This window comes from Clostridium felsineum DSM 794, assembly GCF_002006355.2.
GTDB lineage: Bacteria > Bacillota > Clostridia > Clostridiales > Clostridiaceae > Clostridium_S > Clostridium_S felsineum.
The window spans coordinates 4,402,759-4,426,008 of record NZ_CP096980.1 but is presented as its reverse complement, the minus strand read 5'-3'; the positions used below and the strand labels follow the sequence as shown (position 1 = coordinate 4,426,008).

The following is a 23,250-nucleotide window of genomic DNA, read 5'->3' as shown; positions in this document are numbered from 1 at the left end:
TTATCAATAAGGTAAATAATATTATCGTAACAGTTAGAATGAAAAACGAAAATAAACAAGCAGACTTTGATTTACCCTTAGATGAAAGCCTCCAAAGTATAATGAGTGTAGTTTATCCTTCAATGCTTCAGATGAGCAGTGTGGAGGAAGAAATTATCACTTATAAACACTTTTATATTAATGGAAAAATGCTTGATAAGGATTCAACTTTAAGAGAAAATGCTATTTGGGATGGAAACATCCTGGAAATAAATTAAGAATGAGGTGTTTTGAATGGCTTTAATAAAAATCACACCAGAAGAATTAGAACAATTAGCAGCAAAATTTTCTGGAGCAAGTGAAGAATCACAACAAATGGTTAGCACATTAGGTTCAGGAATATCAAATGTACAACAAAACTGGGCAGGTGTATCTGCGACGAAATTCTTTGGAGAATATGAGGCTTGGAGTAAAACAATGACAGGATATGTTCAATTACTTCAACAAATATCAACTGAATTAAAGCAGCAAGCACAAAAGTTCAGAGAAGCAGATGTAAGATAATTAAGATTAATTTTATGGATGGGTGCTTTATAATAAGCAGCCATCTTCTGAATAATTAAAGGGAGATGATTTTATGGCAGGAAGAATTAAAATGAAGGAAGAGGAAGTAAGTAGTGTTGCTTCTAATCTTTTAAATGATGCTAAAACTGTTCAAGGAGTATTAGATAGCCTTCAAGCAAAATATTTACAAACGCTAAATGATAATTGGGAGGGAGAAGCCAAAAATAAATTTGTGGAGGACTTCCAAAATAGTACAATAAAGCTTCTTCAAAACTGTGTTACTAATTTAAATAATACAGGAAATAGTCTTAAACAAATAGTAGAAATGTTTATAGAAACTGATAACAATTACAGCAGTAAGACAGATATAAAATAAGGTGAATGATCAAATTATAGATTTAGCTGGTTTTGTGCCAGAGTTTTATAGGATGAAAGGGGCAGACCTTGAAATTTTAGGAAAGCATGAAGAGGCAAAAGAAAATTATGATTATGCATTAGACATTAGACATAGATTCAAAACATGCTAAGGCCTATTATTATCGTTCAAAATACTACAGAGCTAAAAATATGATAAAAGAAGCAGAAGTAGATATGCAAAAGTGTATTGAACTTGATAAAAGTTATGAAGAAAAAGCGAATTAAATTGTATTATCGAGGTGTTAGTATGGAAAACAAAAATTTAGCTGATGCAGATAAATATAAAAAAATGGCATCGAATTTAAACTTTGTAGGTAAATTTGATGTAGCAGTGAAGTATTTTAAAAAGTCATTAGAAATTAACGAAAATGATTTTGGTGTACTTATAAATATGGGAGCTAATCTTACCGTTTTAAAAAGATATGATGAAGCTCTAGAATATTATAATAGAGCACTTGAAATTAATAATAAGGATGAATTTGCACTAAGTGAAAAGGCAAATATTTTATTTATACAAGGTAAATTTAGTGAAGCAATCAAAGGTTATGAAGAAGTAATAAATAGCAATAAGAATTCTAAAATAGCCAATTACAATAAAGCGATGGCTTATGAAAAAATGATGGATTTTGATAAGGCTATTAAAAGTTATGATATACTTATTAATTCGGATAAAAGCTATATAGATGCGTATTATTCAAAGGCAAGATGCGAAGAGAAATTTGGAAAATATAAAGATGCAATAGTAACTTACAATAAAATTGTAGATATGAAAAAAGATGCTGGAGAGGCTTATTTGAAAAGTTCAAGTATATATAATAAAATAGGATTTTACGATAAAGCCTTAGAGTATATAGAAAAGTTAATAGAAATTAATCCAGAGATGACCATAGGATACATAAATAAAGCGCTTATTTTAGATACTTTGAAAAAATATGATGAAGCGTTAATATGGTTTGATAAAGCAATTAAAATAGAAAATGATGATCCCGACACTTATATGAGAAAGGGAAATACATATAGAAGAATGTCACAAAATTATAAAGCATTAATGTGCTATGATAAAGCTATTGAAATTAATGAATCGTTTTTTAAAGCATATATTTTTAAGGCAGAGGTTCTTAATGAGATTAAACAGTATGATAATGCCAATATATGCTACAAAGCTTTAATAGAAAAAGATAATTCTAAAGTATACTCGGCATATGCCAATGCTCCGTACAAATTGGTCTTAAATTATATGAAGCTTTGTGATTATGAAAAAGCTAAAATAGCATGTATTAAGGCTATAAAGTATTACGAGGAACTTATTTATTTCTCAGATGGAAGTGAAGAATTTAAAGAAATAAAGGAAAAATTGGGAGGTATACTAAATGGATTTAGGTAATCATTATAATGCAAGTGTAATGAATAGTAGGATTAAAGTAAATGTTGAAGAAATTGAAGCAATGGCAAAACAATATAAAGATATGGCAAGTAAGGTTAATAGCGTACTAAGCTCATTAAATAGTACAATGAATGAGGTAAAAGAAAACTGGAAGGGTAAATCTAGTACTGCGTTTGAAAGTAAATATGAAGGATGGAAAAACAATGGTACAAAATATGTCAATGAATTAGATAGAATAGCTGATGAGTTAAAAAGAAAAGCTGAAAATTTCAGGCAAGCTGATGGTATGTAACTGAATATAAATAATGTTTTCTCCGTCTTATTTAGGTAAGCGGAGCTATTTTTTATTAGATTTAAGGTGTGGTTTAAGGTAGAAAAACCAATTATATACATATAAAGGCAACTAGTGAGAGAAAAGAAACAAAAAGTTAATAATAAATTTGGTTGAATAGTAAAAAAAGATGAAAATATATATAAAATAAGGTAAAATAAATAATGAGTTATTATTAGAAATATAGAAAAATGTTATTTTTTGTATAAAAATTAACTGTTAATAAAATAAATGAGAATAAAATAAGGGTATTGATAATTTAAGTCTTATATATGTATTTTGAAATATTAATCTAAATATTAGACAAAGGGGGGGAAGTGTATGGATGAGATATTTTTGCAATCTGATAATTTGCAAGGATATGTATCGAATATAAAAAAGTTTACAAATCAGATAAATGATGTTCAAGTTGAAATAAATAAGTGTATTAATCAGCTTTATAATAGTGATATGAGCGAAGCATTCAGAGATATTGTAAGTGAAATGCTTAAAAATTATGATGATGGCAAAAAAATCCTAGAAGAAATCACAAATATAGAGAGCATAATTAAGGGAGCTGTAATCACATTTAATGAACTTGATACAAGTTTAGCAAAAGATATAGAAAATTCAAGAGCGGAATCTAAGAAGTCTGGAGTTTTTTGGCAGAAGGAGAGCTTGGCAGTAAAAATGGATATAAAAAGTGATTTTCAAGAGATCGATAAAAACGAATTAAATATAAAAAAAGATATGTTTAAACGCGACATCCCAGAAGCCTTTACTAAAAAGCTTGAAAATTTTTTTGAAGAACCTAAAACCCAAGCTATGCTTACACTTCTTGGTAGTGAAGCTTTAGCTGCATATGGTTTGCTAGAAGCAAAAAAAACAGACAATATAATAAATTCTAGAGATGAAAGAGAAGTTCTTAAATATAAAATATATAATTTTAATAAAAATGGTGTGCATGCTGAGGAAACGAATTTAGATCAGCATGAATTAAATCTATCTAATATAGGAATGAGATTAAGGAAGGTAAATGATTTAGCTAAATCAGGTGCTCAGTATCAGGTTAATAAGATCTTAGGGAATACTGATTTTGTTGATGATGTTTTGAATATTAAAGATAACTATGTATATTCAAATGGTGCTATAAAAAATGGAGATAGTAGTGGTATAAAAGAGGCTATTAATTTTTCAAGAAATTACATTAAACTCACACGGGGTGGAGTTGAAAATAGTATTGCGGATATTATGAATAACGTAGGTGATTATGATATCAAAAGCAATATAAAAAGTTTTTTTTCTAATGATTCATCTAAATAGTAGGATGAATTTATAATATTTAAATTTTCCTGATTATTTGCAATTGTAGACGGAAGTATCGGAGATATTAATAAGATTATATGTATGTATGGGTATAAAGAAAATTGAGAAGATGGATACATAAGGCGCGTGTTTAAACTAAGTTTTATTTAAAAAGCCCGTAGTTTTTTAGATAAAAATAAAAGTTAATTGAGGTGTTTATACATGAAAGAAATTGGGATGAATAAAGAGGATAAATATACGGAGCTTGCAAATAATCTTAAATTAACAGGAAAATACGATGAAGCTATAGAATATTATAAAAAGGCATTGGAGATTGACGAAAATAATTTTGAGGCTTATGCTAATCTTGGAGATTTATTTGATAAAACTAACAAATGGGAAGAGGCATTGAGGTTTTATACAAAGGCGTTAGATCTTCAACCAGAAAATGAAATTATTTTAAATGAAAAAGGAAATATGCTTTTTAAACTTGAAAAATATCCAGATGCACTTAAATACTACAGCAAAGCTATTTATTATAATTACAAGTTTGTTGTACCATATCATAATAAAGGGCTAATTTATGAAATTTTTAATGAATTTGATCAAGCTATGAAATGTTATAAGTTATCTATTGATATTGATCCTGAGTATGAAGAGTCATATGTTTCAAAGGCTAGACTTGAGAAAAAATTAGGAAAATATGAGGATGCTTTGGAGACATATAGAGAGTTAGAAAATCTGCCTAAAAATAATAATAAAGCACTTCTAGATAGGATAAAACTTAATATTGATATAAAAAATTATGAAGAAGCATTGAGGGACGTTGAAAGATTAATAGAAATATATCCAGAAGAATCTTCAGGGTATTATATTAAGGGTGTTTTGGTAAATTATTTAGGAAAAAGTGAAGAGTCCTTAGAGTTTATTAATAAAGCTTTGAAATTGGACAACGATAATCCCAAAATATATTATGAAAAGGCTCTTATTTATAGTAAAATAAAAAAATATGAAAAATCACTTGAGTTTTTAGAAGAAACCTTAAGTGTAGATCCTGATTATTATGAAGCCTATATTCTAAGAATAGATATTTTGATGAAAATAAAAAAATATAACGAAGCAATATACTACTGTAGAAGTCTTATAAATAGGGACAAAACAAAAATGTATTCTGCTTATGGTAAAGCCCCATATAAAATGTATTTATCATATAAGGCTATGGGGAAAAAACAAGATGCTTATGAAATATGTAAGTATGCCTTAAAATATTACAATGAAATTATAGACTTAAGTGGTTTTGTACCAGAGTTTTACGTAATTAAAGGAATATTACTTACAAATTTAAATAGGTCTGACGAGGCTAAGGAATGTTATGATTATGCCTTAGCTTTAGATTCTAAATATGCTGAAGCGTACTACTATCGTTCTAAGTATTATGAAGCTCAAGGTATGGATATAGAAGCAGATACAGATATGAAAAAATGTGTTGGATTGGATAAAAGCTATGAAGATTATAGAGAAAATATAAATTAGGTATAATGCAAAATACTAATAAAATGGTATATTTGTTGAGGTGTTTATAATGGGAAAGGGAAATTTAGACAATGCAGAAAAATATAAAAAGATGGCACTGAATTTAAATCTTGTAAATAAGCATGATTTAGCAATAAAATATTTCAAAAAATCTTTAGAATTAAAAAAAGATGATTTTGGAGTACTCATAAATATAGCAGCAAATTATACTTTGTTGAAAGAATATAGTAAAGCGCTAGATTATTATAATAAAGCACTAGAAATTACTCCTGATGATGAATTTGTAATGATTGAAAAGGGAAATGTTTTGTTTCTTCAAGGCAATTTCAAAGAAGCAGCATATCAATTTGATTGTACTGTGAAAAATAATGAAAATAACAAGACAGCTTTATATAATAAATGCATTTCTCTTGAAAAGGCAGAAGAATTTTTAAAAGCAATAGAAGGTTGTGACTCACTCATTAAACTAGACAATGAGTATATTGATGCCTATTATACAAAGGCGAGAGTACAGGAGAAGATGGGGAAATATAAGGATGCTATAAACACATATATAGAGATTTCAAGACTTAAAAGCGATGATGGAGAGCCTTATCTTAGAATTTCTAGTATTTATAATAAAATAGGGTTTTATGACAAAGCACTTATCTATATAGAAAAATTACTTGATGTTAACCCAGAGAAAGTAATAGGATATGTAAATAAAGCTCTTATTTTGATAAGTAGTAAGAGATATAATGATGCCTTAGAGTGGATTAACAGGGCTATTAAAATAGAAAATAGAGATCCTGATATTTATACAATAAAGGGTAATTTATATAGAAAATTAAATCAGTATGACGAGGCTATTAAATGGTATGATGAAGCTATTAAAATTGATAGTAATTTTTTTAAAGCTCATATATTTAAAGCTGAGGTTCTATTAAATATTAAAGCTTATGATAGAGCTATAGAGACCTATACATATTTAATGGAAAATGATAAATCTAAGTTGTATTCATCTTTTGCTAAAGCTCCACTTAGATTAGTTTTACTTTATAAGAAGCTAGGAGATTATGATGAAGCGAAGTTTATAGGAGAGAAGGCTATAGAGTACTATAAAGGACTTATGAATATAGCAAAAGAAAGTAGTGAGTTCGAGGGTATAATTAAAAAAATTAAAGAGCTTATAAGTTATTAAAGCAAAAGAATATAAAAATGTTTATCAATCAAAGACAAGATTTATGAAGTAAGTTAAATCTTGTCTTTAAAATTTCTCGGAAGGAGAATTAAATATGAATATTCAAATTTTTGGCACTAAAAAGTGTTTCGATACAAAAAAGGCAGAAAGATATTTTAAGGAAAGAAAGATAAAATATCAGTTTATAGATTTAAAAGAAAAGGGACTTAGCAAAGGTGAATTAAATAGTGTAAAAGCAGCAGTAGGCTTAGAAAACTTAATAAATATTAAAGCAAAGAAATATAAAGCTTTAAATTTAGATAAAATTAGAACAGCTTCGGTAAAAGAAGAAATTTTATTAAATAATCAAGAGGTATTAGTAACACCTGTAGTAAGAAATGGGAAGGCTGCTACTTGTGGATATAAACCTGAAGTATGGAAAGAATGGGAATAGAACTATTTACGAATACTTTTTTTATATTCAGTAGGAGAAAGATTATAGACTTTTTTAAAGGTTCGTATAAAATGAGTGCTATTTTCATACCCAAGAATATCACTTATGTCATGAATTTTTAAGGTGGAGTATGTTAAAAGTTCTATTGCCTTATTTAATTTTATTGTTTGTATTATTTGTTTAAAATTATGACCTGTGTTGGTTTTTATTAGTTTACTTAGGTAAGGAACTGTAAAATGAAAATTATTTGATAATTCTTCTAAAGTAACAGTCTTATAATTACTTTGCATGTAGGTTAAGATTGATGACATGTGTTTTGTACTTTTGTGCAATTCATTTGGTAACTCAACTGTATTTTTTTCATCTCTAAGAAGATATGCAAATAATATCATAAGTAAATTATCAAGAACCTTATTGCAGTATTTTTTATTTTCAATACTTTCAATAAGTATATTTAACATGGTATCTGTTACATTTGAATTGTTGTTTTTAAAAATAATATAATTATTGTATTGTTTGGTATATAGTATTTTCATAAAAAATGAAGATAATATATTTTCATCACTGAGCACTTCTAAAAAAGTATCATTAAAAGTACTTTTTTTAATCAGTACATCAATTATTATGCTGTCGTCAAATACACTTACAGAGTGTTCGATTTCAGGAGAGACTATACATATATCACCAGTATTTAGTATAATATCAGTTCCGCCAATATTCTGCTTACAGGAACCAGAATAAACATAGAGCATTTCAAAAAAAGCATGCTTATGGTTAAAAGTAGGAGTATACCTATAATGTTTTGTAACAAAAATATTATAGGTTGTTTTTTCATTGAAAAATAAATTTTCTTCTGGAAGATAAGTGAAAAAATCGTTTACTTCAGGAATAAGAATATTTTTAGCTATTATAAGCTCCCTGTCGAGATTTTTGATAAATTCTTTATAGGCTTTTTTATCATCCTTAGCATAGTAGTATTCTTTATATATAAGTTCATCCTGTGTATATTTTTTTAAAAATACATCTAATTCTTTATTGTTCAAAATATCACCCCTAAATAAAAGATTAAAAAATGTAAGCAAAAATAAATAAAATATGTAAGCCTTTATAGTGAAAATTATAATACATATTATGAATAACAAAGCTATTAAAGTCAAGTAACAGATTATATATTTTAAAAAATATAGAGTTGAAACAAAAAAATATAGATTAAAAAATGTAAGCTTTTTTAAGCAAATTGTGTTATTGGTTTTCGGCGGTATATAAATTATTATTAACATGTAAACGATATAAAAAAAGTTTGGATGGTGAAAATATGGAAGACGCTATAGTACGTAACAAAAAATTTATAGATATTGCAGAAAAGTTAAAACCAAGGCTTAAGAAATCAAAAGTTTATGGTAAAAATTTAGTAGAGGTTGTAAATGATAAAAATTTTATTCATGGATGGAAAGTGAATAAAATTGGAGATATAAAAGATTTAGATAAAAAAGTATGTGGAAAGGGAGACAGCTTTATTGTAGATTTTTCAGACCATGAGGTTGGATACTTAAGTATGAAAATTAGGACTGTTGGAAGTCCGCAAGATGCGCCACTTCGTATGAAGGTTATTTTAGGTGAAATGCCTTGTGAGATGAAAGAGCCATTTTCTAGCTATAAAGGATGGATAAGTAGTTCTTGGCTCCAAGAAGAGATTATAACAATAGATGTTATTTCAGAAGTAATTACGTTACCAAGAAGATATAGTTTTAGATATTTAAAGATAGAAGTATTAGATACATCGGCTAAATATAAGGTGGTTTTTGATGAAATTTATTGTACAACTGTAACCTCGGGAGATAGAACACTCATAAAAGGGCTTCCGGAAAATGTAAATAATGATTTAAAGAAAATGGATAATGTTAGTATTAAGACTCTAGAAGATTGTATGCAGGATGTATTTGAAGATGGACCTAAAAGAGATAGAAGATTATGGTTAGGTGACTTGAGACTTCAAGCTATTTCAAATTATAAAACCTTTAAAAATTATGATCTTGTAAAGAGATGTTTATATCTATTTGCAGGAGTTCAAGACAACAAGGGACAAGTTCCTGCTTGTTTATTTATAGAACCTAAAATAATGGCAGATGATTCGTATTTTTGGGATTATTCTTTGTTTTTTATAGATGTACTATATGATTATTATAAAGAGACAAAAGATAAAAATATTGTAAGAGATTTATGGAGTACAGCATATAGACAAATTGAAATAGTTATGGAAAATTTAGGTGATGATAATATTTTAAAAGAAAATGGAGATTTTTATGTTTTTGTAGATTGGAATCAGGAATTAGAAAGACAGGCATCAGCTCAAGCTATACTTATATATTGTGCTAAAAAGGCATTACAGATAGCAGAAGAGTTTAACTATGAACAAAGAAATTTTTTAAGATTAAAAATAAAAGAACTTACAAGTGCAGCTTTAAATAAATTTTGGGATGAAAAAGAAAAACTATTCATTGGAGGTGAAAAGAGGCAAATCTCATGGGCTACTCAGATATGGATGGTTATTGCTGGTGTAATTTCCAAGGAGGATAGTAAAAGATTGATGAAGAGATTATTTGAGAGAAAGCCTACGATAAAACTTGTAACACCATATGCCTATCATCACTTAATAGAAGCTCTTATATTAAGTGGTAATAAGGAGTTTGCTATTGATCAAATGAAAGCATATTGGGGAAAAATGATAGAAGCTGGAGCTGATACTTTTTGGGAATTATATGATCCTCAAGACGAAAAATATTCTCCATACGGAAGTAATTTAATTAACAGCTATTGTCATGCTTGGAGTTGTACCCCAACATACTTTATACGAGAATATTTAATTTAAAGATAAAAGAGATATGGGAATGAGAAGTTATAAATACCAGTGAAAACATTTACTTAAGACAAATAGATTTAATAAGGTGGGAAAAATATGAATATGAAAGCTTTAAATTCAAATATTAAGGTTAGCTTTAAAGAAAAAATATCATATGCTTTTGGTGATTTGTCAAATAATATAATATATGGTTCTATGGGTGCATTTTTAGTATTTTATTATACAGATGTGGCTAAGGTAAGTGCAGCAGCAATTGGTTCTATAATGATAATTTCACGTTTATTAGATGGAATACTTGATATATTGATGGGAATAATTGTAGATAAAACAAAAACAAAATATGGAAAAGCTCGTCCGTGGCTTTTAAGAATGGCAATACCTTTTGGAATTGCAGCTGTTTTAATGTTTTCTGTTCCTGATTCGCTTACAGATAAGGCTAAATTAATATACATTTTTATTACATACAATCTTGTAAATATAATATATACATCAATAAATGTTCCTTACGGAGTTTTAGGTTCGTTGATTACTCAGGATCAATATGAACGTTCTCTTTTAAATATTATCAGAATGATATTTGCTATAGGTTCAAATCTTGCAATAACTACCTTGACACTTCCTTTTGTTAAAATGCTGGGAGGAGGATCTAAAGCATGGACACTTGCATATGCAATATTTGGAGTTATAGCAACAGTATTGTATTTGATAAGCTTTTTTAATACAAAAGAGAGGGTTGAACTTTCAGAGAATAAGGAGAAATTTGAGAGTGTACCTATAGGTATTGGAGTAAAATCTCTGTTTAAGAATAAATATTGGGTTATACTAACCCTAGTTGGACTTTCTAATGGAGTAATGATGGGCGTTATGGTCGGAATGGGAGTATATTATTCACAGTATATTTTAAAGGACAGTTCACTTACTGGAATAATTACGATGTGTTTATATTTGCCAATGCTTTTAGCAATGTTTTTACTTCCACCATTTGTTAAAAGGTTTGGTAAAAGAAATGTTGCCATAGTAGGTTTATTTATAATGGTATTAGGATGTTTAGTTACAATTATAAATCCCTCAAATGTTACAATTGTTATTATTGGTTCAATACTAAAAGGGATAGGTTTTTCTCCAATTATGGGAGTGAACTTTGCCATGCTTGCAGATACTGTTGAGTATGGAGAATGGAAATTTAAAATAAGAACAGAAGGATTAATTTTTAGTGCACAAAGTTATGGAGGAAAAGCAGGTTCAGGATTAGGTTCAGCAATTATAGGATGGATATTGGCTTTTGGTGGATATGTGGGAGGTGCAGCAACACAATCAGCAACAGCTTTGTCTTCAATAAAATTTTTGTTTATAGCTATTCCTATTGTATTTGTTGCTATTGAAATAATTCTATTATTACCATATAAACTAGATAAAGAATATCCTAAAATTTTATCAGAACTTAAGGCTAGAAAGAAATAATATAAAAGTAAGAGAGGTATTAGTGCCTCTCTTACTTTTATGAATAATTAAGAAAAAACTACATTACTTATCTCTAATATTTTCTTATAGAGCTCGTCCACACTATTAACAATATAGTCAGCGCCAGCCTCTTTTAGTTCTTCAGAGGAACCAAAACCATAAGTAACCCCTATTGAAGGGAGATTGTTTTTAAAAGCACCGATTATATCATATTTTCTATCTCCAATCATTATTGCGTCACTAGAGTCTATATTAAGACTTTTAAGGGCATAATTTATTACATCTTCTTTTTTACTTAAACTGCCATCGAGAGAACTACCAACTATTTTATCAAAGTACTCTTTTAACTTAAAATGTTTAAGTATTTGTTCTGAAAATACAGTGGGTTTTGAAGTAGCAACTACCAGGTGAAAGCCTTTAGCTTTTAAAGCTGTAAGAAGAGTTTCAATTCCTTCATAAACTCTGTTTTCAAACATGCCTTTAGCTTTAAAGTATTCTCTGTAATAAGAAATTGCAGTGTTTGCTTTGTCTTCATCAAAATCATAATAATCCATAAAAGATGCCTTAAGGGGTGGGCCTACAAATTTATTTAGGGAAGATATATCGTCTACTTTTATGTTGAATTTGTTTAGCGAATATTGTACTGATTTTGTTATTCCCTCAGCTGAATCTGTTAGGGTTCCGTCAAGATCAAATAATATATAGTTGTACAATTTTAAAAAACCTCCTGTTTTGTTGTATAATTTATTATAGCATTATTAAAACTAAAAGAGAAAGTTGAGGTTAAATGAGTGAAGAGAAGGATAAATGGTATAATAACGATTTTAGCTTTTTTATTTTTGGGGTTATATATTTCAAAATGGAATATTGTGAGTGAAGCAAAATTAATTTTAGAAATTTTATTAGCAGCTATAATGTGTATAGTAATTCAAGAAATTAGCTATATTTTAGTTGGTAGAATGTTTAAAATACAGTCTCAAGTAATATGTATTGGACCTTTTGCTTTTTTTAAGTATAAGGGCAAGCTCCAAATTAAATTTAAGATGAAAGTGTATCCTGGCTTTTTTGGAAATATGCAAGGAGTACATATGCCAGATGTAAAATCTGAAAAAGAATTTTATAAGGTAAATAGAAATTTAAAAATAGTATTATGTTCTGGAATCTTTTCAGATGTAATAATTATAATAGCAGCACTTGCTTTGATTTTTACAGTAGCTACTAATAATGAAGAGTTTAAGAGATTTTTAATTGTCACAACTGTTGTAGCGGAGCTTTTGGCATTTGTAGCTATTTTCAGCGGAAATGTAAAACGTGTTTTAAATATGAGAAAGGCATCTGAAGAAAATTTAGTGCAAGAAATGATTTTACTGGCTGTATTTTATGATGGAACTAAAGAAATAGATCGGTTTAGTTATTTAATTGAGAGATATATTGATTTTGGAAAGGATATAAAATCTAAAAATTATAGTGATGATGAAATGTTATCTAAAATAGATTATGTATCGTATATAATTTATCTTCGATTAGGTGGAGTAATAAAAGAAGTACCAAGTAATATTAGAAAGTTTACAGAGTATACAGTTAAAAAAAGAAATCTTTTAGTTGGAAAGCCAAAGTTCTCGAGAAAGGTTTTGAATTTAATTTATAGATACATTTTATACCTAGCTTTAATTGATAAAAATAGAAAAGAAGCTGTTGAATTATATGATTATTTTAGAAAATTTTTATATAATGGAGATGGAAAGAAAAAAAATTATACTAAGATATTTCTAGAGCATATACTTGATATAGAAAATAATTATGATTATTTAATGGATATAAATAATTTGATAAAAAGTAAAGGTGAAATGTGGTTTGGCTATGGAGTATATGAGATGGAAAAAAATATGATTAATCTTAAAAATAGTTAAGTGGTGATAATATGAAGGAAAGTATAAAATGGGGTTACTAATATGAGTAGGAGGATTATTTATGGACAAAAAATTAACTTTAGCTCAAAGATACTCAAAACTTAGAAGTGGCTTTAAGGTTGTAATTTGTTTTGTTCTTATTATAGTGGTATTAATCCTATATGAACTGGTGACGTATGGACATCATAATTTGGCACAGTATGCTCAAGAGATAGCGTTTATAGTTATTCCTATAATTCTATGGAAGTATGTTGAAAAAAAGCCACTTGAAATGCTGGGGTTTTCAAAAGGCAAAAGGTCAGTTTTAACGTTAATAGTAGGACTAGTTTGTGGAGCAGCTGCAATAAGTATTGTTCTAGTTATACTTCTTTTCAGCAAAAATGCAATTTTCGTAGGAAGTATATTAAAACCTAATTTTACAGCAGGAACTTTTAACGGCTTAATATTATTTATTTTAGTGGGCTTTGCAGAGGAAACATTTTTTAGAGGGTACTGCCTCAGAAGTATTTCAGAAAAGAACAAAAAAATTATAGCAGCGGTTATAGCATCTATTCTATTTTCACTACTTCATGGCTTAAATCCTAATGTGGGAGTTCTATTTTTTATGAATGTTTTTCTTATAGGAATGCTTTTTGCCTATATGACTTTTAAGTTTAATATATGGCTTCCTATAGGTTTTCATATAATGTGGGATTATTTTGAAAGTAATGTATGGGGCTTTGCTGATAGTGGTATAGTGATTAAGGGGATTTATAATATAAAAGTTCCAGTAAATAATATTATCAATGGGGGATTAGTTGGTCCTGAAGGAGGGCTTGCGGTTACTTTTACTGTTTTATTAGGCTTTTTAATTATTTTTATGATAAAAAGAAGGGACACTGCAAATTAGAGCGTCCTTTCTAAATATAAATTTAATTATTATTTAAAACCTTATTTCTTTTTAGAATACTTATTATAATTACAGCTATAATTCCACCAATTAATCCAGTTATAAGCTGAGGAGTTGTCATGGATTTTGCTAAAAGTTTGGTTGCTAGTTGTCCTTTTTGCCCCTTTGGTAAGATGTTTAAAGCGTGTACAATTTTTGTAGCAGATAAGTCTAAAAATGCAAATTTTACAACAGAAGCAATTACAATTCCTGTATAGCTTAAAATTATGCCTTTGTTTTTAAGTAATCCAAAACATAAAACATAAAGTGCGTTTCCAATCATTACAAAAGGGATAAAAGGTCCAAGCATAGGATTTAATTGACCTAATAAAAAAGCTAAAAGTGGAGTGAATATACCAACCATTATTCCAAGTCCAGTTCCTGATACGAAAGCAGATAATATTAAAATTGCGTTTACAGCGGGTCCCACAAATACTTGACTATCTGGGAAGTTTTTTCCTATAAATTGAAATACAATTGCGATTGCGAGTAGTAGTGCTGCTCTTGATAAGTTTTTAGTATTTTGTTTCATACAAAGCCTCCTATAATAAATGTTAGTTAATAATAAATATTACTAATATGTTCATAATAATTATAACATTAGTAAAGGATTTTTCCAAAAAAATATTATTGACAAAAGTTTATGAAAATGTTATCATAAGTTCATAGTTTGAATATAGGGATTGTTACTGGTAAGCAGGCAAAACCCAAATTAAAGTAAATGAAAAGATGATATCGTTTATTTTAATTTGGGTTTTTATTTATTGGTGTCTTTTTAATAATGGAGTGATTTTTATGGTTATAAAAAAAATACTAAATAATAGTGCAGTTACCACAATAGATGATGCTACAAATATAGAAAAAGTTGTTATGGGAAGAGGTATTGCTTTTCAAAAGAAAACAGGCGACATAATAAATGAGGACAAAATAGAGAAGATTTTTTCAATAGAAAACAAAAATGACAATTTAAAATTTCAAAGTCTTATTAGCGAAGTACCAATAGAGCATATTAAGGTATCTGAAAATATCATAAGCTATGCAAAAAGAAAATTAGATACAAAGTTTGATGAACACATATATATAGCTCTCACAGATCATTTGTCCTTCGCGTTTAAAAGATACAGCAAGGGAATAAAGATAAAAAATAATCTTTTGTGGGATATAAAAAGGATTTATAAAAACGAATACAATATAGGTATATGGGCAATCGAATATATAAAGGGAGAAATAGGAATAAAAATGGATGAAGATGAAGCTGGCTTCATAGCTCTTCATTTAATAGATGCTTCACTAAATGAGTCAATGGATAATACTATTAACATAACTGAAATTATTGATAGTATTTTAAGCATAATAAAGTATTATTTCTCCATAGAATTTAATGAGGAAGATATGTCCTATGACAGATTATTAACTCATTTAAAATATTTTGCACAAAGAGTTGTTTCAGGGAAGGTGACTCGAGAGGAAGAAAAAAGTTTTCTTAAAATGGTAAAGGACAACTACAAAGAAGCATATAGATGTGTAAGCAAAATTAAAGATTTTATTGAGGAAAATTATGATTATGAAGTAAAAAGCGGAGAAATAGTTTATCTTACGCTGCATGTACAAAGAGTTACATCAAGTTTAAAGAATAGAGAAATTTAATATTGAGGATTGTTACTTTTTAGAATTTATTTCTGTTAAGGCAATACCTAAATTAAGTGGTTTATTTGAACCATTTAGTTTAGGTATTTTTTTTATATTATTAAACAATATAAAATTAGGAGGAGAAACGTATGGATTACAACAAAACGGCAAAAGATATTTTAAGATTTTTAGGTGGAGAAGAAAATGTTATAAGTGCAGCTCATTGTGCTACAAGACTTAGGGTAGTTCTTAAAAATGAAAAAGCAGCAAAAACTAAGGAAATAGAAAAGCTAGATGGAGTTAAGGGAGTATTTTCAAGTGCAGGACAGTATCAGATAATAATTGGTCAAGGAAGTGTTAATAAAGTATATAAGGCTTTTGTTGAAGGTACTGGTATATCAGAAGCAAGTTTAACTGATACAAAAAAAGCAGCTATGAATAATATGAATTTATTCGAGAGATTTGCAAGAATGCTTTCAAACATATTTGTACCAATTATACCAGCTATAGTTGCAAGCGGACTTCTAATGGGTTTACTTGGAATGTTAGATGCTTTCCATTTGGTGAATTCTAAGAGTGGTTTATATATAATTTTAAATATGTTTTCAAATGCAGCCTTTCAATTTCTACCTATAATAATTGCGTTTAGTGCAGCTAGAGAATTTAAAACAAATCCATATTTAGCAGCGGCGTTAGGTGCTATAATGATTCACCCAGATCTTCAAAACGCGTGGACACTTGGAGAAGGTATAAAGCATACAGTAAATATTTTTGGGCTTAACATAGGAATGGTAGGTTATCAAGGAACAGTTCTTCCTATACTTATTTCAGTATGGGTTATGGGATATATTGAAAGAGCTCTTAGGAAAGTGATTCCAGAAGCATTAGATATTCTATTAACTCCATTTTTAACATTGATGGTAACAGGTTTCTTTGCAATGGTAGTTATAGGACCAGGTGGAAGATTTATAGGTGATGAGATATCTTTAGGTCTTCAAACCTTGTATAATACAGCAGGTTTCTTCTCAGGAATATTATTTGGAGGACTTTATTCTTTAATTGTTATAACAGGAATTCATCACAGTTTTCATGCTATTGAGGCAGGACTTCTTGCTAATCCAGCAATACACAAGAATTTTCTACTACCAATCTGGTCAATGGCAAATGTAGCTCAAGGTGGAGCGGCTCTTGCAGTTTATTTTAAAACTAGAGATAAAAAAATAAAATCAATAGCAGCACCAGCATCCTTATCATGTCTTTTAGGTATAACAGAACCAGCTATCTTCGGTGTTAATCTTAGATACACAAAACCTTTTATTGCAGGAGCAATAGGTGGAGCAATAGGTGGAGGTTATGTAGTATTTACAAAAGTTGCAATGACAGCTATTGGTGTAACAGGAATACCAGGTACTGCTATAGTTAAACAAGGTTCATTTATTAACTATATTATCGGAATGGTTTTAGCCTTTGGAGGAGCGTTCATAGTAGCTACTATCCTTGGAATAAAGGAAGAAGAAAAAGATGAATCCTTAGAAGAAAAAAGTGAGGCTTTTGAAGAAAATATAACTGCACCTGCTAATGGAAAAGTAGTTTCACTTAAAAATGTACCAGACAAAACTTTTTCAACTGGGTTAATTGGAGAAGGAATTGGAATAGATCCAGAGGATGGAGAGGTCGTTGCTCCAATAGATGGAACAGTAGTTCATATATTTGAAACGAAACATGCTATTGCTATAAAAAGTAAAACTGGTGTTGAAATGCTTATTCACATAGGTATAGATACTGTAAAAATGGAAGGTGAAGGTTTTAAAAGCTTTATTAGTGATGGCCAAGAGATAAAAAAAGGTGACAAATTAGTTCAATTTGATCTTGATTTAGTTAAAGAAAAAGAATTTTCACCAATAGTATTAACTATAGTAACAAATCATGAGGATATGGGATTTGTAAATGTTGAAAAAACAGATGGAAAACAGGTAAAACAAAAAGATGAAATTTTAAAAGTTGGAACAAAATAAATATAATATGAAAAAGTACACCACAAATTAGATTTCTGTGGTGTACTTTAACAAAGGTTAAGGAGTAATTAAGCTATGAATAATGTTTTATGTATAGGAGAACTTTTAATTGATTTTATATGCTCTGATATAGATACAACACTTTCTAAAGGAGAAAATTTCAAAAAGAAGGCAGGGGGAGCACCTGCAAATGTAACAGCTGCAATTTCAAAATTGGGAGGAAGTGCCTCGTTTTTGGGAAAGGTTGGAGCTGATCCCTTTGGGCAATTTTTAAAGGATACTTTAGGGGGAGTGAAAGTGGATACATCTATGCTTATTATGGATAGCAATTCAAATACAACACTTGCTTTTGTATCGCTTCAGGCAAATGGAGAAAGAGATTTTGTTTTTAATAGAGGTGCAGATGGACTTTTAAGGTATAACGAAATAAATTTAGATAAGGTTTATTCTAATAAAATAATTCACTTTGGATCTGCAACTGCACTTTTAGGTGGAGATATGACAGATACGTACTTAAAAATAATGAAAGAAGCTAAAAAGAAGGGTATATTTATATCTTTTGATCCAAATTACAGGGATAATCTTTGGGGAAGTAGAACAGAAGAGTTTAAAGATATTTCACGTGAATGCATGGAACTTGCAGATTTTGTGAAATTAAGTGACGATGAACTTAAAATTATTTCTGGTAAGGAAACTTTAGAAGAGGGAATAAAGTCTTTAGTATCTGAAAATAGGGTTATTGCTGTAACTTTAGGTAAAGAAGGCACTTTGATTTCAAGAGGAAAAGAAAATGAAATTATAAAAAGTATAAAAGTGAAATCAATAGATTCAACAGGAGCAGGGGATGCATTTGTAGGAGCATTTCTTTATAAGCTTTCACAAGCTATAGAACCTAAAAAAGTTTTAAATGATTTTTCTGAAATTAAAGAAGTCACTTGCTTTGCTAATAAAGTTGGAGCAATAGTTTGCACAAAGCTTGGTGCTATAAGTGCTCTACCTAATTTAGAAGAAGTTGAAGGTGATTAGATGGATATGAATCAATTTATACAAAAAGTTAAAGATGTTGAAATAAAATACAAAGACGAAATTGAAGCAGATCATTACAGACAAAAGTATCACCTTATGCCAAGGGTTGGTTTTATGAATGATCCTAATGGATTAATAGAGATAGCTGGTGAGTATCATGTATTCTACCAATACAATCCCTTTTATCCAGAGGAAAAACATGTTTGTTGGGGGCATTTTAGAAGTAAGGACTTAATTACATGGGAGGAGCTGCCAGTGGCCTTGAGCCCTCTAGAATGGTATGATAGTCACGGCTGTTACTCAGGAAGTGCTGTGGATAAGGATGGAAAGTTTGTTTTAATGTATACTGGAAATGTAAAAGACAGTAAGGGCGAAAGAGAAACTTATCAGTGTCTTGCAGAAAGTAGTGATGGCGTTAATTTTAAAAAACTTGATATTAATCCAGTAATAAAAAATCAGCCTAAAGGCTATACTAGGCATTTTAGAGATCCAAAGGTGTTAAAGCATAATGATAAATGGTATATGGTTATAGGTGCTCAAAGAGAAGACGAAAAGGGAAGTACTGTTTTATACTGCTCTGAGGATTTAGAAAAGTGGAACATAGTTAATGAAATATTAGGATCTAATTTAAGTAAATTTGATTTTTTAGGCTATATGTGGGAATGCCCTAATTTATTTACTTTGGATAACAAAGATGTTCTATTATTTTGTCCACAGGGAGTGGATAAGAAAGGTGATTTATATAATAATATATATCAATGTGGATATATTCTAGGAAAACTTAATTATGAAACAGGAGAGTTTAATTGTGGAGATTTTTTAGAACTGGATCGTGGATTTGAATTTTATGCTCCTCAGATAATGAAGGATCATAAGGGAAGGATACTACTTTTGGGGTGGATGGGGCTTCCTGATAAAGAAAGTAGTCCAATAACTAATAATAGGTGGCTTCATTGTTTAACTAGTATAAGAGAGTTAAAAATAAAGGATAACAAAATAGTACAGCAGCCTATTATAGAAATGCAAAAATTGAGAAGAGAGAAAACCGAACACAAAGAAGTGTTAATAAAAGATAATGAGCTAGAGCTTAAGGGAATATCAGGAGATAGTTTTGAACTTAAATGTACTTTTGAGTTTGATAAAGTAGAACAATTTGGAATAAAAATGAGGTATAATAGTGATATAAATGAGGAAACTGTCATGTTTTATGATACTGTAGAGGAAAAATTAGTTTTTGATAGAAGTAAAGATGGATTTCATAAAAAAGAAGATGGTCAAAGACGATGTTATGTAAAAAATAACGGTAAATTAAAGGCTCATATATTTATGGATAAATCCTCCATTGAAATATTTATAAATGATGGAGAGGAAACTTTTACTTCAAGAATATATCCAAGTGAAGAGAGTACAGATGTTGTATTTTTCTCAAAAGGTGGAGAGATTAAACTTAACGCAATTCATTGGGTAATATAATACACTATCAGCATAAAGCAATATAGGACAGGATAAATATTTTGTTATTTCCTATAATTATGTTGAAAGGAAGATGGTATATGAATTGGATAGGCGATATGAATAATGCACTTAAATATGTGGAGGAAAATCTCAATAAAAATATTGATTCATGTGAGGTGTCAGGTGCCGCACATATGTCAAAATTTTATTTTTTAAGAACATTTAAAATTTTGACGGGAATGACTTTAGGAGATTATATAAGAGAAAGAAGACTAAGCTTAGCAACTAAAGATATAGTTTCTACTAAGGATAAAATAATCGATATAGCTTATAAGTATGGTTATGAGACACCAGAAGCCTTCACAAAGGCCTTTAAAAGACTTAATGGAATATCGCCTACAGAGGCTAGAAAAAATAAAAAAAATCTAAAAGCAATACCGCCGTTGTCCTTTCAAATAATTGTAAAGGGAGAAGAAAATATGAATTATAAAATTGAAACTAAAAAGAGCTTTAAAATAGCAGGAGTTTCTAAAAGAATCTCAACTGAAGGTGGTAATAACTTTAAAATTATACCTGAGTTTTGGAATGAGATAGAAAAAAATGGACAGTGTGAAGTTCTTGAAAGAAACGCAGGAAAGTTAGGCGTTATGGGAGTTTGTACTAATTTCGATTGCGACTGTCAAGAGTTTGATTATTTAATAGCTGTTGAAGGAGACAAAATAGAAGGTATAGACGATTATGTAGTTATCGAAGTTCCTGAATTGTCTTTTGCTATATTTGAAAGCATAGGACCTATGCCTGATGCCCTACAAGATGTAACTAGAAGGATATTTTCAGAATGGTTTCCTGCTACAAAATATGAAGAAGCAAAAGGGCCTGAATTTGAAGTATATTCAAAAGGAGATCCTAAAGCAGAGGATTACAGAGCAGAAATTTGGGTTCCGGTAATAGAAAAAAGAGAATAGTAAATATTGTAAGCCTATAGGTAAACGTTCAGTTTATTTATGGGTTTTTTTTATTATTTTAACATTGCCTTAACTTTAGATAGTACGAACTTAATAATTATTAAATATAGTATATATAGATTTTCTAGAAAATGTTTATAGGAGGTATAGGATTTGCAAAGAGTTGAAGAAAGAGTTTTTAAGCGAGAATTTTCATGGGGAAGAAAAATCTCACTTCATGGTAAAGAGGCATTTTTATATATGCTTCCATGTCTAATAATATTTACGGCATTTACGTACTATCCATTTCTAAAAACTATATATTTGAGTTTTTTTGATATGAATGCACAAGGCAAAATAGGGGGCTTTGTGGGGATTTCTAATTATGTTGAGCTATTAAAATCTGAGAGTTTTCTTAATACTATATTTGTAACATTTAAGTTTATTGTTATAACAGGTATACCATCGATTTTAATAGGGCTTTTCATGGCACTTATAGTTAATAATAAATTGAAATCAAAGGGGATATTTACAACAATGTATGCCATGCCAATGGCAGTATCATCATCATCAGCAGCTATAATATGGATGTTACTTTTCAATCCTAGTATAGGAATTATAAATTATCTTTTTCATTTAAAAATTGACTGGTTTACCAGTTCTGCCTGGGGGATTATAGCACTTGCAATTGTAAATATATGGCTAAACACTGGTATTAATTTTATATTCATAACTTCAGGACTTAAAAATATACCAAAGGAGTTATATGAAAGTGCATATGTTGATGGAGCTGGCTTTTTTACAACATTAAAAAATATAACCATTCCATGCTTGTCGCCTACTCTGTTCTTTGTAACAGTGATAACAATCATTAATACCTTTCAAACCTTTGTAACGGTAAGTATAATGACATCTGGTGGACCTGTGGAGTCAACTAATCTTATTGTATTTTCAATATATAGGAATGCCTTTTTTAATAATAAGTTTGGTACAGCTAGTGCTGAATCTGTAATTTTATTTTTTATAATGCTTGTGGTTACGTTATTTCAATTTCGATATGAAAAAAGTAAGGTATTTTATAATTAGAGAGGATAATTTAAATGATAAAAAAGATAGGTCTATATGGCTTGAACATAGTATTAGGATTTATTACAATTGCACCACTTCTTTATGCTCTTTGTGTGAGTTTTATGCCTCAGGATCAGATATTTTCTTTTCCGCCAAAGCTTATTCCTAAAGGTATTTACTTTGGAAATTATGAGGAGGTACTTAAGAGTGTACCTATAATAAAATTTTTAATGAATAGTTTTATTGTTTCACTTGGCATAACTATTTTTCAAGTAATAACTTCAAGTATGGCAGCCTTTGCATTCTCATTTTTAAAATTTAAGGGTAAAAAAATTCTGTTTATAGCTGTACTTGCAACACTTATGATACCAGTAGAAACTACAATGCTATCTAATTATCTTACAGTAGGTTCTGTAGGTTGGCTTGATAGCTACAAAGCTTTAATAGTTCCATATATGTGTTCGGCTATGGGAATATTTATGATGAGACAGTATTATTTGACTATACCAAAGGAATTGTATGAAGCGGCTAAAATAGATGGATGTGGAAGTTTTAAGTTTTTTACTAGAATATTATTTCCTTTATCAAGGCCAGTAATTGCAGCTTTTGGAGTATATTCATTTTTAGCAAGTTGGAATCAATATTTGTGGCCACTTTTAGTTACAAGCAAGCAAAGTTCAAGAACAGTTCAAATAGGAATAAGCATGCTTCAGTTTTCTGAAAATCAGTCTTTTGGACTTATAATGGCAGGAATAGTTATGGTTGTATTACCATCAGTTTTAATATTTATAGTTGGTCAAAAGCATCTTATAGAGGGAATGACCTCTGGTGCAGTAAAAGGATGATTTA

At 29.2% G+C, this 23,250-nt stretch carries 24 protein-coding genes; 21 read left to right on the top strand and 3 right to left on the bottom strand.

What is annotated here, in order from left to right; genetic code table 11:
- The first annotated feature begins 38 nt into the window (after positions 1 to 38).
- From CLFE_RS20545 to CLFE_RS20500, 10 genes are all read left to right on the top strand, one after another.
- Positions 39 to 257 (top strand): hypothetical protein, encoded by a 219-nt coding sequence (locus tag CLFE_RS20545; RefSeq protein ID WP_250944678.1) that lies wholly within the window; start codon positions 39 to 41, stop codon positions 255 to 257.
- A gap of 16 nt (positions 258 to 273) precedes the next feature.
- Entirely contained in the window at positions 274 to 543 is a 270-nt protein-coding gene (locus CLFE_RS20540; protein WP_077833109.1) for a WXG100 family type VII secretion target, read from the top strand.
- A gap of 73 nt (positions 544 to 616) precedes the next feature.
- Positions 617 to 919, top strand: coding sequence for a WXG100 family type VII secretion target (locus CLFE_RS20535; RefSeq protein WP_077833108.1), 303 nt, complete (start codon positions 617 to 619; stop codon positions 917 to 919).
- Between the two features lies 1 nt (position 920).
- Positions 921 to 1,070 (top strand): hypothetical protein, encoded by a 150-nt coding sequence (locus tag CLFE_RS20530; protein ID WP_169850944.1) that lies wholly within the window; start codon positions 921 to 923, stop codon positions 1,068 to 1,070.
- A gap of 137 nt (positions 1,071 to 1,207) precedes the next feature.
- Entirely contained in the window at positions 1,208 to 2,344 is a 1,137-nt protein-coding gene (locus tag CLFE_RS20525) for a tetratricopeptide repeat protein (RefSeq protein ID WP_077893579.1), read from the top strand.
- Positions 2,331 to 2,636 (top strand): WXG100 family type VII secretion target, encoded by a 306-nt coding sequence (locus CLFE_RS20520; protein WP_077852413.1) that lies wholly within the window; start codon positions 2,331 to 2,333, stop codon positions 2,634 to 2,636. Before CLFE_RS20525 ends, CLFE_RS20520 begins: the two co-directional genes overlap by 14 nt.
- Before the next feature lie 360 nt (positions 2,637 to 2,996).
- Positions 2,997 to 3,977: a hypothetical protein gene (locus tag CLFE_RS20515; protein ID WP_077852412.1), complete on the top strand. Its 981-nt coding sequence runs from the start codon at positions 2,997 to 2,999 to the stop codon at positions 3,975 to 3,977.
- Between the two features lie 204 nt (positions 3,978 to 4,181).
- Positions 4,182 to 5,492 (top strand): tetratricopeptide repeat protein, encoded by a 1,311-nt coding sequence (locus CLFE_RS20510; protein ID WP_077833103.1) that lies wholly within the window; start codon positions 4,182 to 4,184, stop codon positions 5,490 to 5,492.
- Between the two features lie 49 nt (positions 5,493 to 5,541).
- Positions 5,542 to 6,672 (top strand): tetratricopeptide repeat protein, encoded by a 1,131-nt coding sequence (locus CLFE_RS20505; protein WP_077833102.1) that lies wholly within the window; start codon positions 5,542 to 5,544, stop codon positions 6,670 to 6,672.
- Positions 6,673 to 6,766: 94 nt separating this feature from the next.
- Positions 6,767 to 7,105 (top strand): arsenate reductase family protein, encoded by a 339-nt coding sequence (locus CLFE_RS20500; RefSeq protein WP_077833101.1) that lies wholly within the window; start codon positions 6,767 to 6,769, stop codon positions 7,103 to 7,105.
- A gap of 2 nt (positions 7,106 to 7,107) precedes the next feature.
- On the opposite strand, the gene CLFE_RS20495 is transcribed toward CLFE_RS20500, so the two are convergent.
- Positions 7,108 to 8,148: an AraC family transcriptional regulator gene (locus CLFE_RS20495; protein WP_077893578.1), complete on the bottom strand. Its 1,041-nt coding sequence runs from the start codon at positions 8,146 to 8,148 to the stop codon at positions 7,108 to 7,110.
- Positions 8,149 to 8,420: 272 nt separating this feature from the next.
- Between CLFE_RS20495 and CLFE_RS20490 the strand changes: the two genes are divergently transcribed.
- Positions 8,421 to 9,974 (top strand): alpha-L-rhamnosidase-related protein, encoded by a 1,554-nt coding sequence (locus CLFE_RS20490; RefSeq protein ID WP_077893577.1) that lies wholly within the window; start codon positions 8,421 to 8,423, stop codon positions 9,972 to 9,974.
- Positions 9,975 to 10,061: 87 nt separating this feature from the next.
- Positions 10,062 to 11,426: an MFS transporter gene (locus tag CLFE_RS20485; RefSeq protein WP_077833098.1), complete on the top strand. Its 1,365-nt coding sequence runs from the start codon at positions 10,062 to 10,064 to the stop codon at positions 11,424 to 11,426.
- 47 nt (positions 11,427 to 11,473) lie between these two features.
- On the opposite strand, the gene CLFE_RS20480 is transcribed toward CLFE_RS20485, so the two are convergent.
- Positions 11,474 to 12,139: an HAD family hydrolase gene (locus CLFE_RS20480; RefSeq protein WP_077893576.1), complete on the bottom strand. Its 666-nt coding sequence runs from the start codon at positions 12,137 to 12,139 to the stop codon at positions 11,474 to 11,476.
- Positions 12,140 to 12,217: 78 nt separating this feature from the next.
- Here CLFE_RS20480 and CLFE_RS20475 point away from each other — a divergent pair, with 78 nt between their 5' ends.
- Together CLFE_RS20475 and CLFE_RS20470 are read left to right on the top strand one after the other, a co-directional pair.
- Complete coding sequence (locus CLFE_RS20475; protein ID WP_077893575.1) at positions 12,218 to 13,336, top strand: hypothetical protein; 1,119 nt, start codon at positions 12,218 to 12,220, stop codon at positions 13,334 to 13,336.
- A gap of 61 nt (positions 13,337 to 13,397) precedes the next feature.
- A complete protein-coding gene (locus tag CLFE_RS20470) occupies positions 13,398 to 14,225 on the top strand; it encodes a CPBP family intramembrane glutamic endopeptidase (RefSeq protein WP_077893574.1) in 828 nt (275 codons plus the stop codon).
- A 22-nt stretch (positions 14,226 to 14,247) separates the two neighbouring features.
- Here CLFE_RS20470 and CLFE_RS20465 read toward each other — a convergent pair whose 3' ends face one another.
- Positions 14,248 to 14,796, bottom strand: coding sequence for an ECF transporter S component (locus tag CLFE_RS20465; RefSeq protein WP_077893573.1), 549 nt, complete (start codon positions 14,794 to 14,796; stop codon positions 14,248 to 14,250).
- 263 nt (positions 14,797 to 15,059) lie between these two features.
- Here CLFE_RS20465 and licT point away from each other — a divergent pair, with 263 nt between their 5' ends.
- From licT to CLFE_RS20430, 7 genes are all read left to right on the top strand, one after another.
- Positions 15,060 to 15,911, top strand: a complete 852-nt coding sequence (gene licT / locus CLFE_RS20460) for a BglG family transcription antiterminator LicT (RefSeq protein ID WP_077893572.1) — start codon at positions 15,060 to 15,062, stop codon at positions 15,909 to 15,911.
- 131 nt (positions 15,912 to 16,042) lie between these two features.
- On the top strand, positions 16,043 to 17,908 hold the full coding sequence (locus CLFE_RS20455; protein WP_077893571.1) for a sucrose-specific PTS transporter subunit IIBC: 1,866 nt from the start codon (positions 16,043 to 16,045) through the stop codon (positions 17,906 to 17,908).
- A 75-nt stretch (positions 17,909 to 17,983) separates the two neighbouring features.
- Complete coding sequence (locus CLFE_RS20450) at positions 17,984 to 18,934, top strand: carbohydrate kinase family protein (protein WP_077893570.1); 951 nt, start codon at positions 17,984 to 17,986, stop codon at positions 18,932 to 18,934.
- A gap of 6 nt (positions 18,935 to 18,940) precedes the next feature.
- Complete coding sequence (locus tag CLFE_RS20445) at positions 18,941 to 20,407, top strand: sucrose-6-phosphate hydrolase (protein ID WP_242951627.1); 1,467 nt, start codon at positions 18,941 to 18,943, stop codon at positions 20,405 to 20,407.
- 80 nt (positions 20,408 to 20,487) lie between these two features.
- Positions 20,488 to 21,354: an AraC family transcriptional regulator gene (locus CLFE_RS20440; protein WP_077893568.1), complete on the top strand. Its 867-nt coding sequence runs from the start codon at positions 20,488 to 20,490 to the stop codon at positions 21,352 to 21,354.
- Positions 21,355 to 21,507: 153 nt separating this feature from the next.
- Positions 21,508 to 22,419, top strand: a complete 912-nt coding sequence (locus CLFE_RS20435) for a carbohydrate ABC transporter permease (protein WP_077893567.1) — start codon at positions 21,508 to 21,510, stop codon at positions 22,417 to 22,419.
- A gap of 14 nt (positions 22,420 to 22,433) precedes the next feature.
- A complete protein-coding gene (locus CLFE_RS20430; protein ID WP_077893566.1) occupies positions 22,434 to 23,246 on the top strand; it encodes a carbohydrate ABC transporter permease in 813 nt (270 codons plus the stop codon).
- Positions 23,247 to 23,250 lie beyond the last annotated feature (4 nt).

Coding starts and splice junctions, on each gene's coding strand:
- CLFE_RS20445 (WP_242951627.1), top strand. CDS start 18,941: ATGAATCAATTTATACAAAAAGTTAAAGATGTTGAAATAAAATACAAA.
- CLFE_RS20525 (WP_077893579.1), top strand. CDS start 1,208: ATGGAAAACAAAAATTTAGCTGATGCAGATAAATATAAAAAAATGGCA.
- CLFE_RS20500 (WP_077833101.1), top strand. CDS start 6,767: ATGAATATTCAAATTTTTGGCACTAAAAAGTGTTTCGATACAAAAAAG.
- CLFE_RS20545 (WP_250944678.1), top strand. CDS start 39: ATGAAAAACGAAAATAAACAAGCAGACTTTGATTTACCCTTAGATGAA.
- CLFE_RS20520 (WP_077852413.1), top strand. CDS start 2,331: ATGGATTTAGGTAATCATTATAATGCAAGTGTAATGAATAGTAGGATT.
- licT (WP_077893572.1), top strand. CDS start 15,060: ATGGTTATAAAAAAAATACTAAATAATAGTGCAGTTACCACAATAGAT.
- CLFE_RS20515 (WP_077852412.1), top strand. CDS start 2,997: ATGGATGAGATATTTTTGCAATCTGATAATTTGCAAGGATATGTATCG.
- CLFE_RS20440 (WP_077893568.1), top strand. CDS start 20,488: ATGAATTGGATAGGCGATATGAATAATGCACTTAAATATGTGGAGGAA.
- CLFE_RS20490 (WP_077893577.1), top strand. CDS start 8,421: ATGGAAGACGCTATAGTACGTAACAAAAAATTTATAGATATTGCAGAA.
- CLFE_RS20450 (WP_077893570.1), top strand. CDS start 17,984: ATGAATAATGTTTTATGTATAGGAGAACTTTTAATTGATTTTATATGC.
- CLFE_RS20540 (WP_077833109.1), top strand. CDS start 274: ATGGCTTTAATAAAAATCACACCAGAAGAATTAGAACAATTAGCAGCA.
- CLFE_RS20485 (WP_077833098.1), top strand. CDS start 10,062: ATGAATATGAAAGCTTTAAATTCAAATATTAAGGTTAGCTTTAAAGAA.
- CLFE_RS20465 (WP_077893573.1), bottom strand. CDS start 14,796: ATGAAACAAAATACTAAAAACTTATCAAGAGCAGCACTACTACTCGCA.
- CLFE_RS20510 (WP_077833103.1), top strand. CDS start 4,182: ATGAAAGAAATTGGGATGAATAAAGAGGATAAATATACGGAGCTTGCA.
- CLFE_RS20470 (WP_077893574.1), top strand. CDS start 13,398: ATGGACAAAAAATTAACTTTAGCTCAAAGATACTCAAAACTTAGAAGT.
- CLFE_RS20430 (WP_077893566.1), top strand. CDS start 22,434: ATGATAAAAAAGATAGGTCTATATGGCTTGAACATAGTATTAGGATTT.
- CLFE_RS20505 (WP_077833102.1), top strand. CDS start 5,542: ATGGGAAAGGGAAATTTAGACAATGCAGAAAAATATAAAAAGATGGCA.
- CLFE_RS20535 (WP_077833108.1), top strand. CDS start 617: ATGGCAGGAAGAATTAAAATGAAGGAAGAGGAAGTAAGTAGTGTTGCT.
- CLFE_RS20455 (WP_077893571.1), top strand. CDS start 16,043: ATGGATTACAACAAAACGGCAAAAGATATTTTAAGATTTTTAGGTGGA.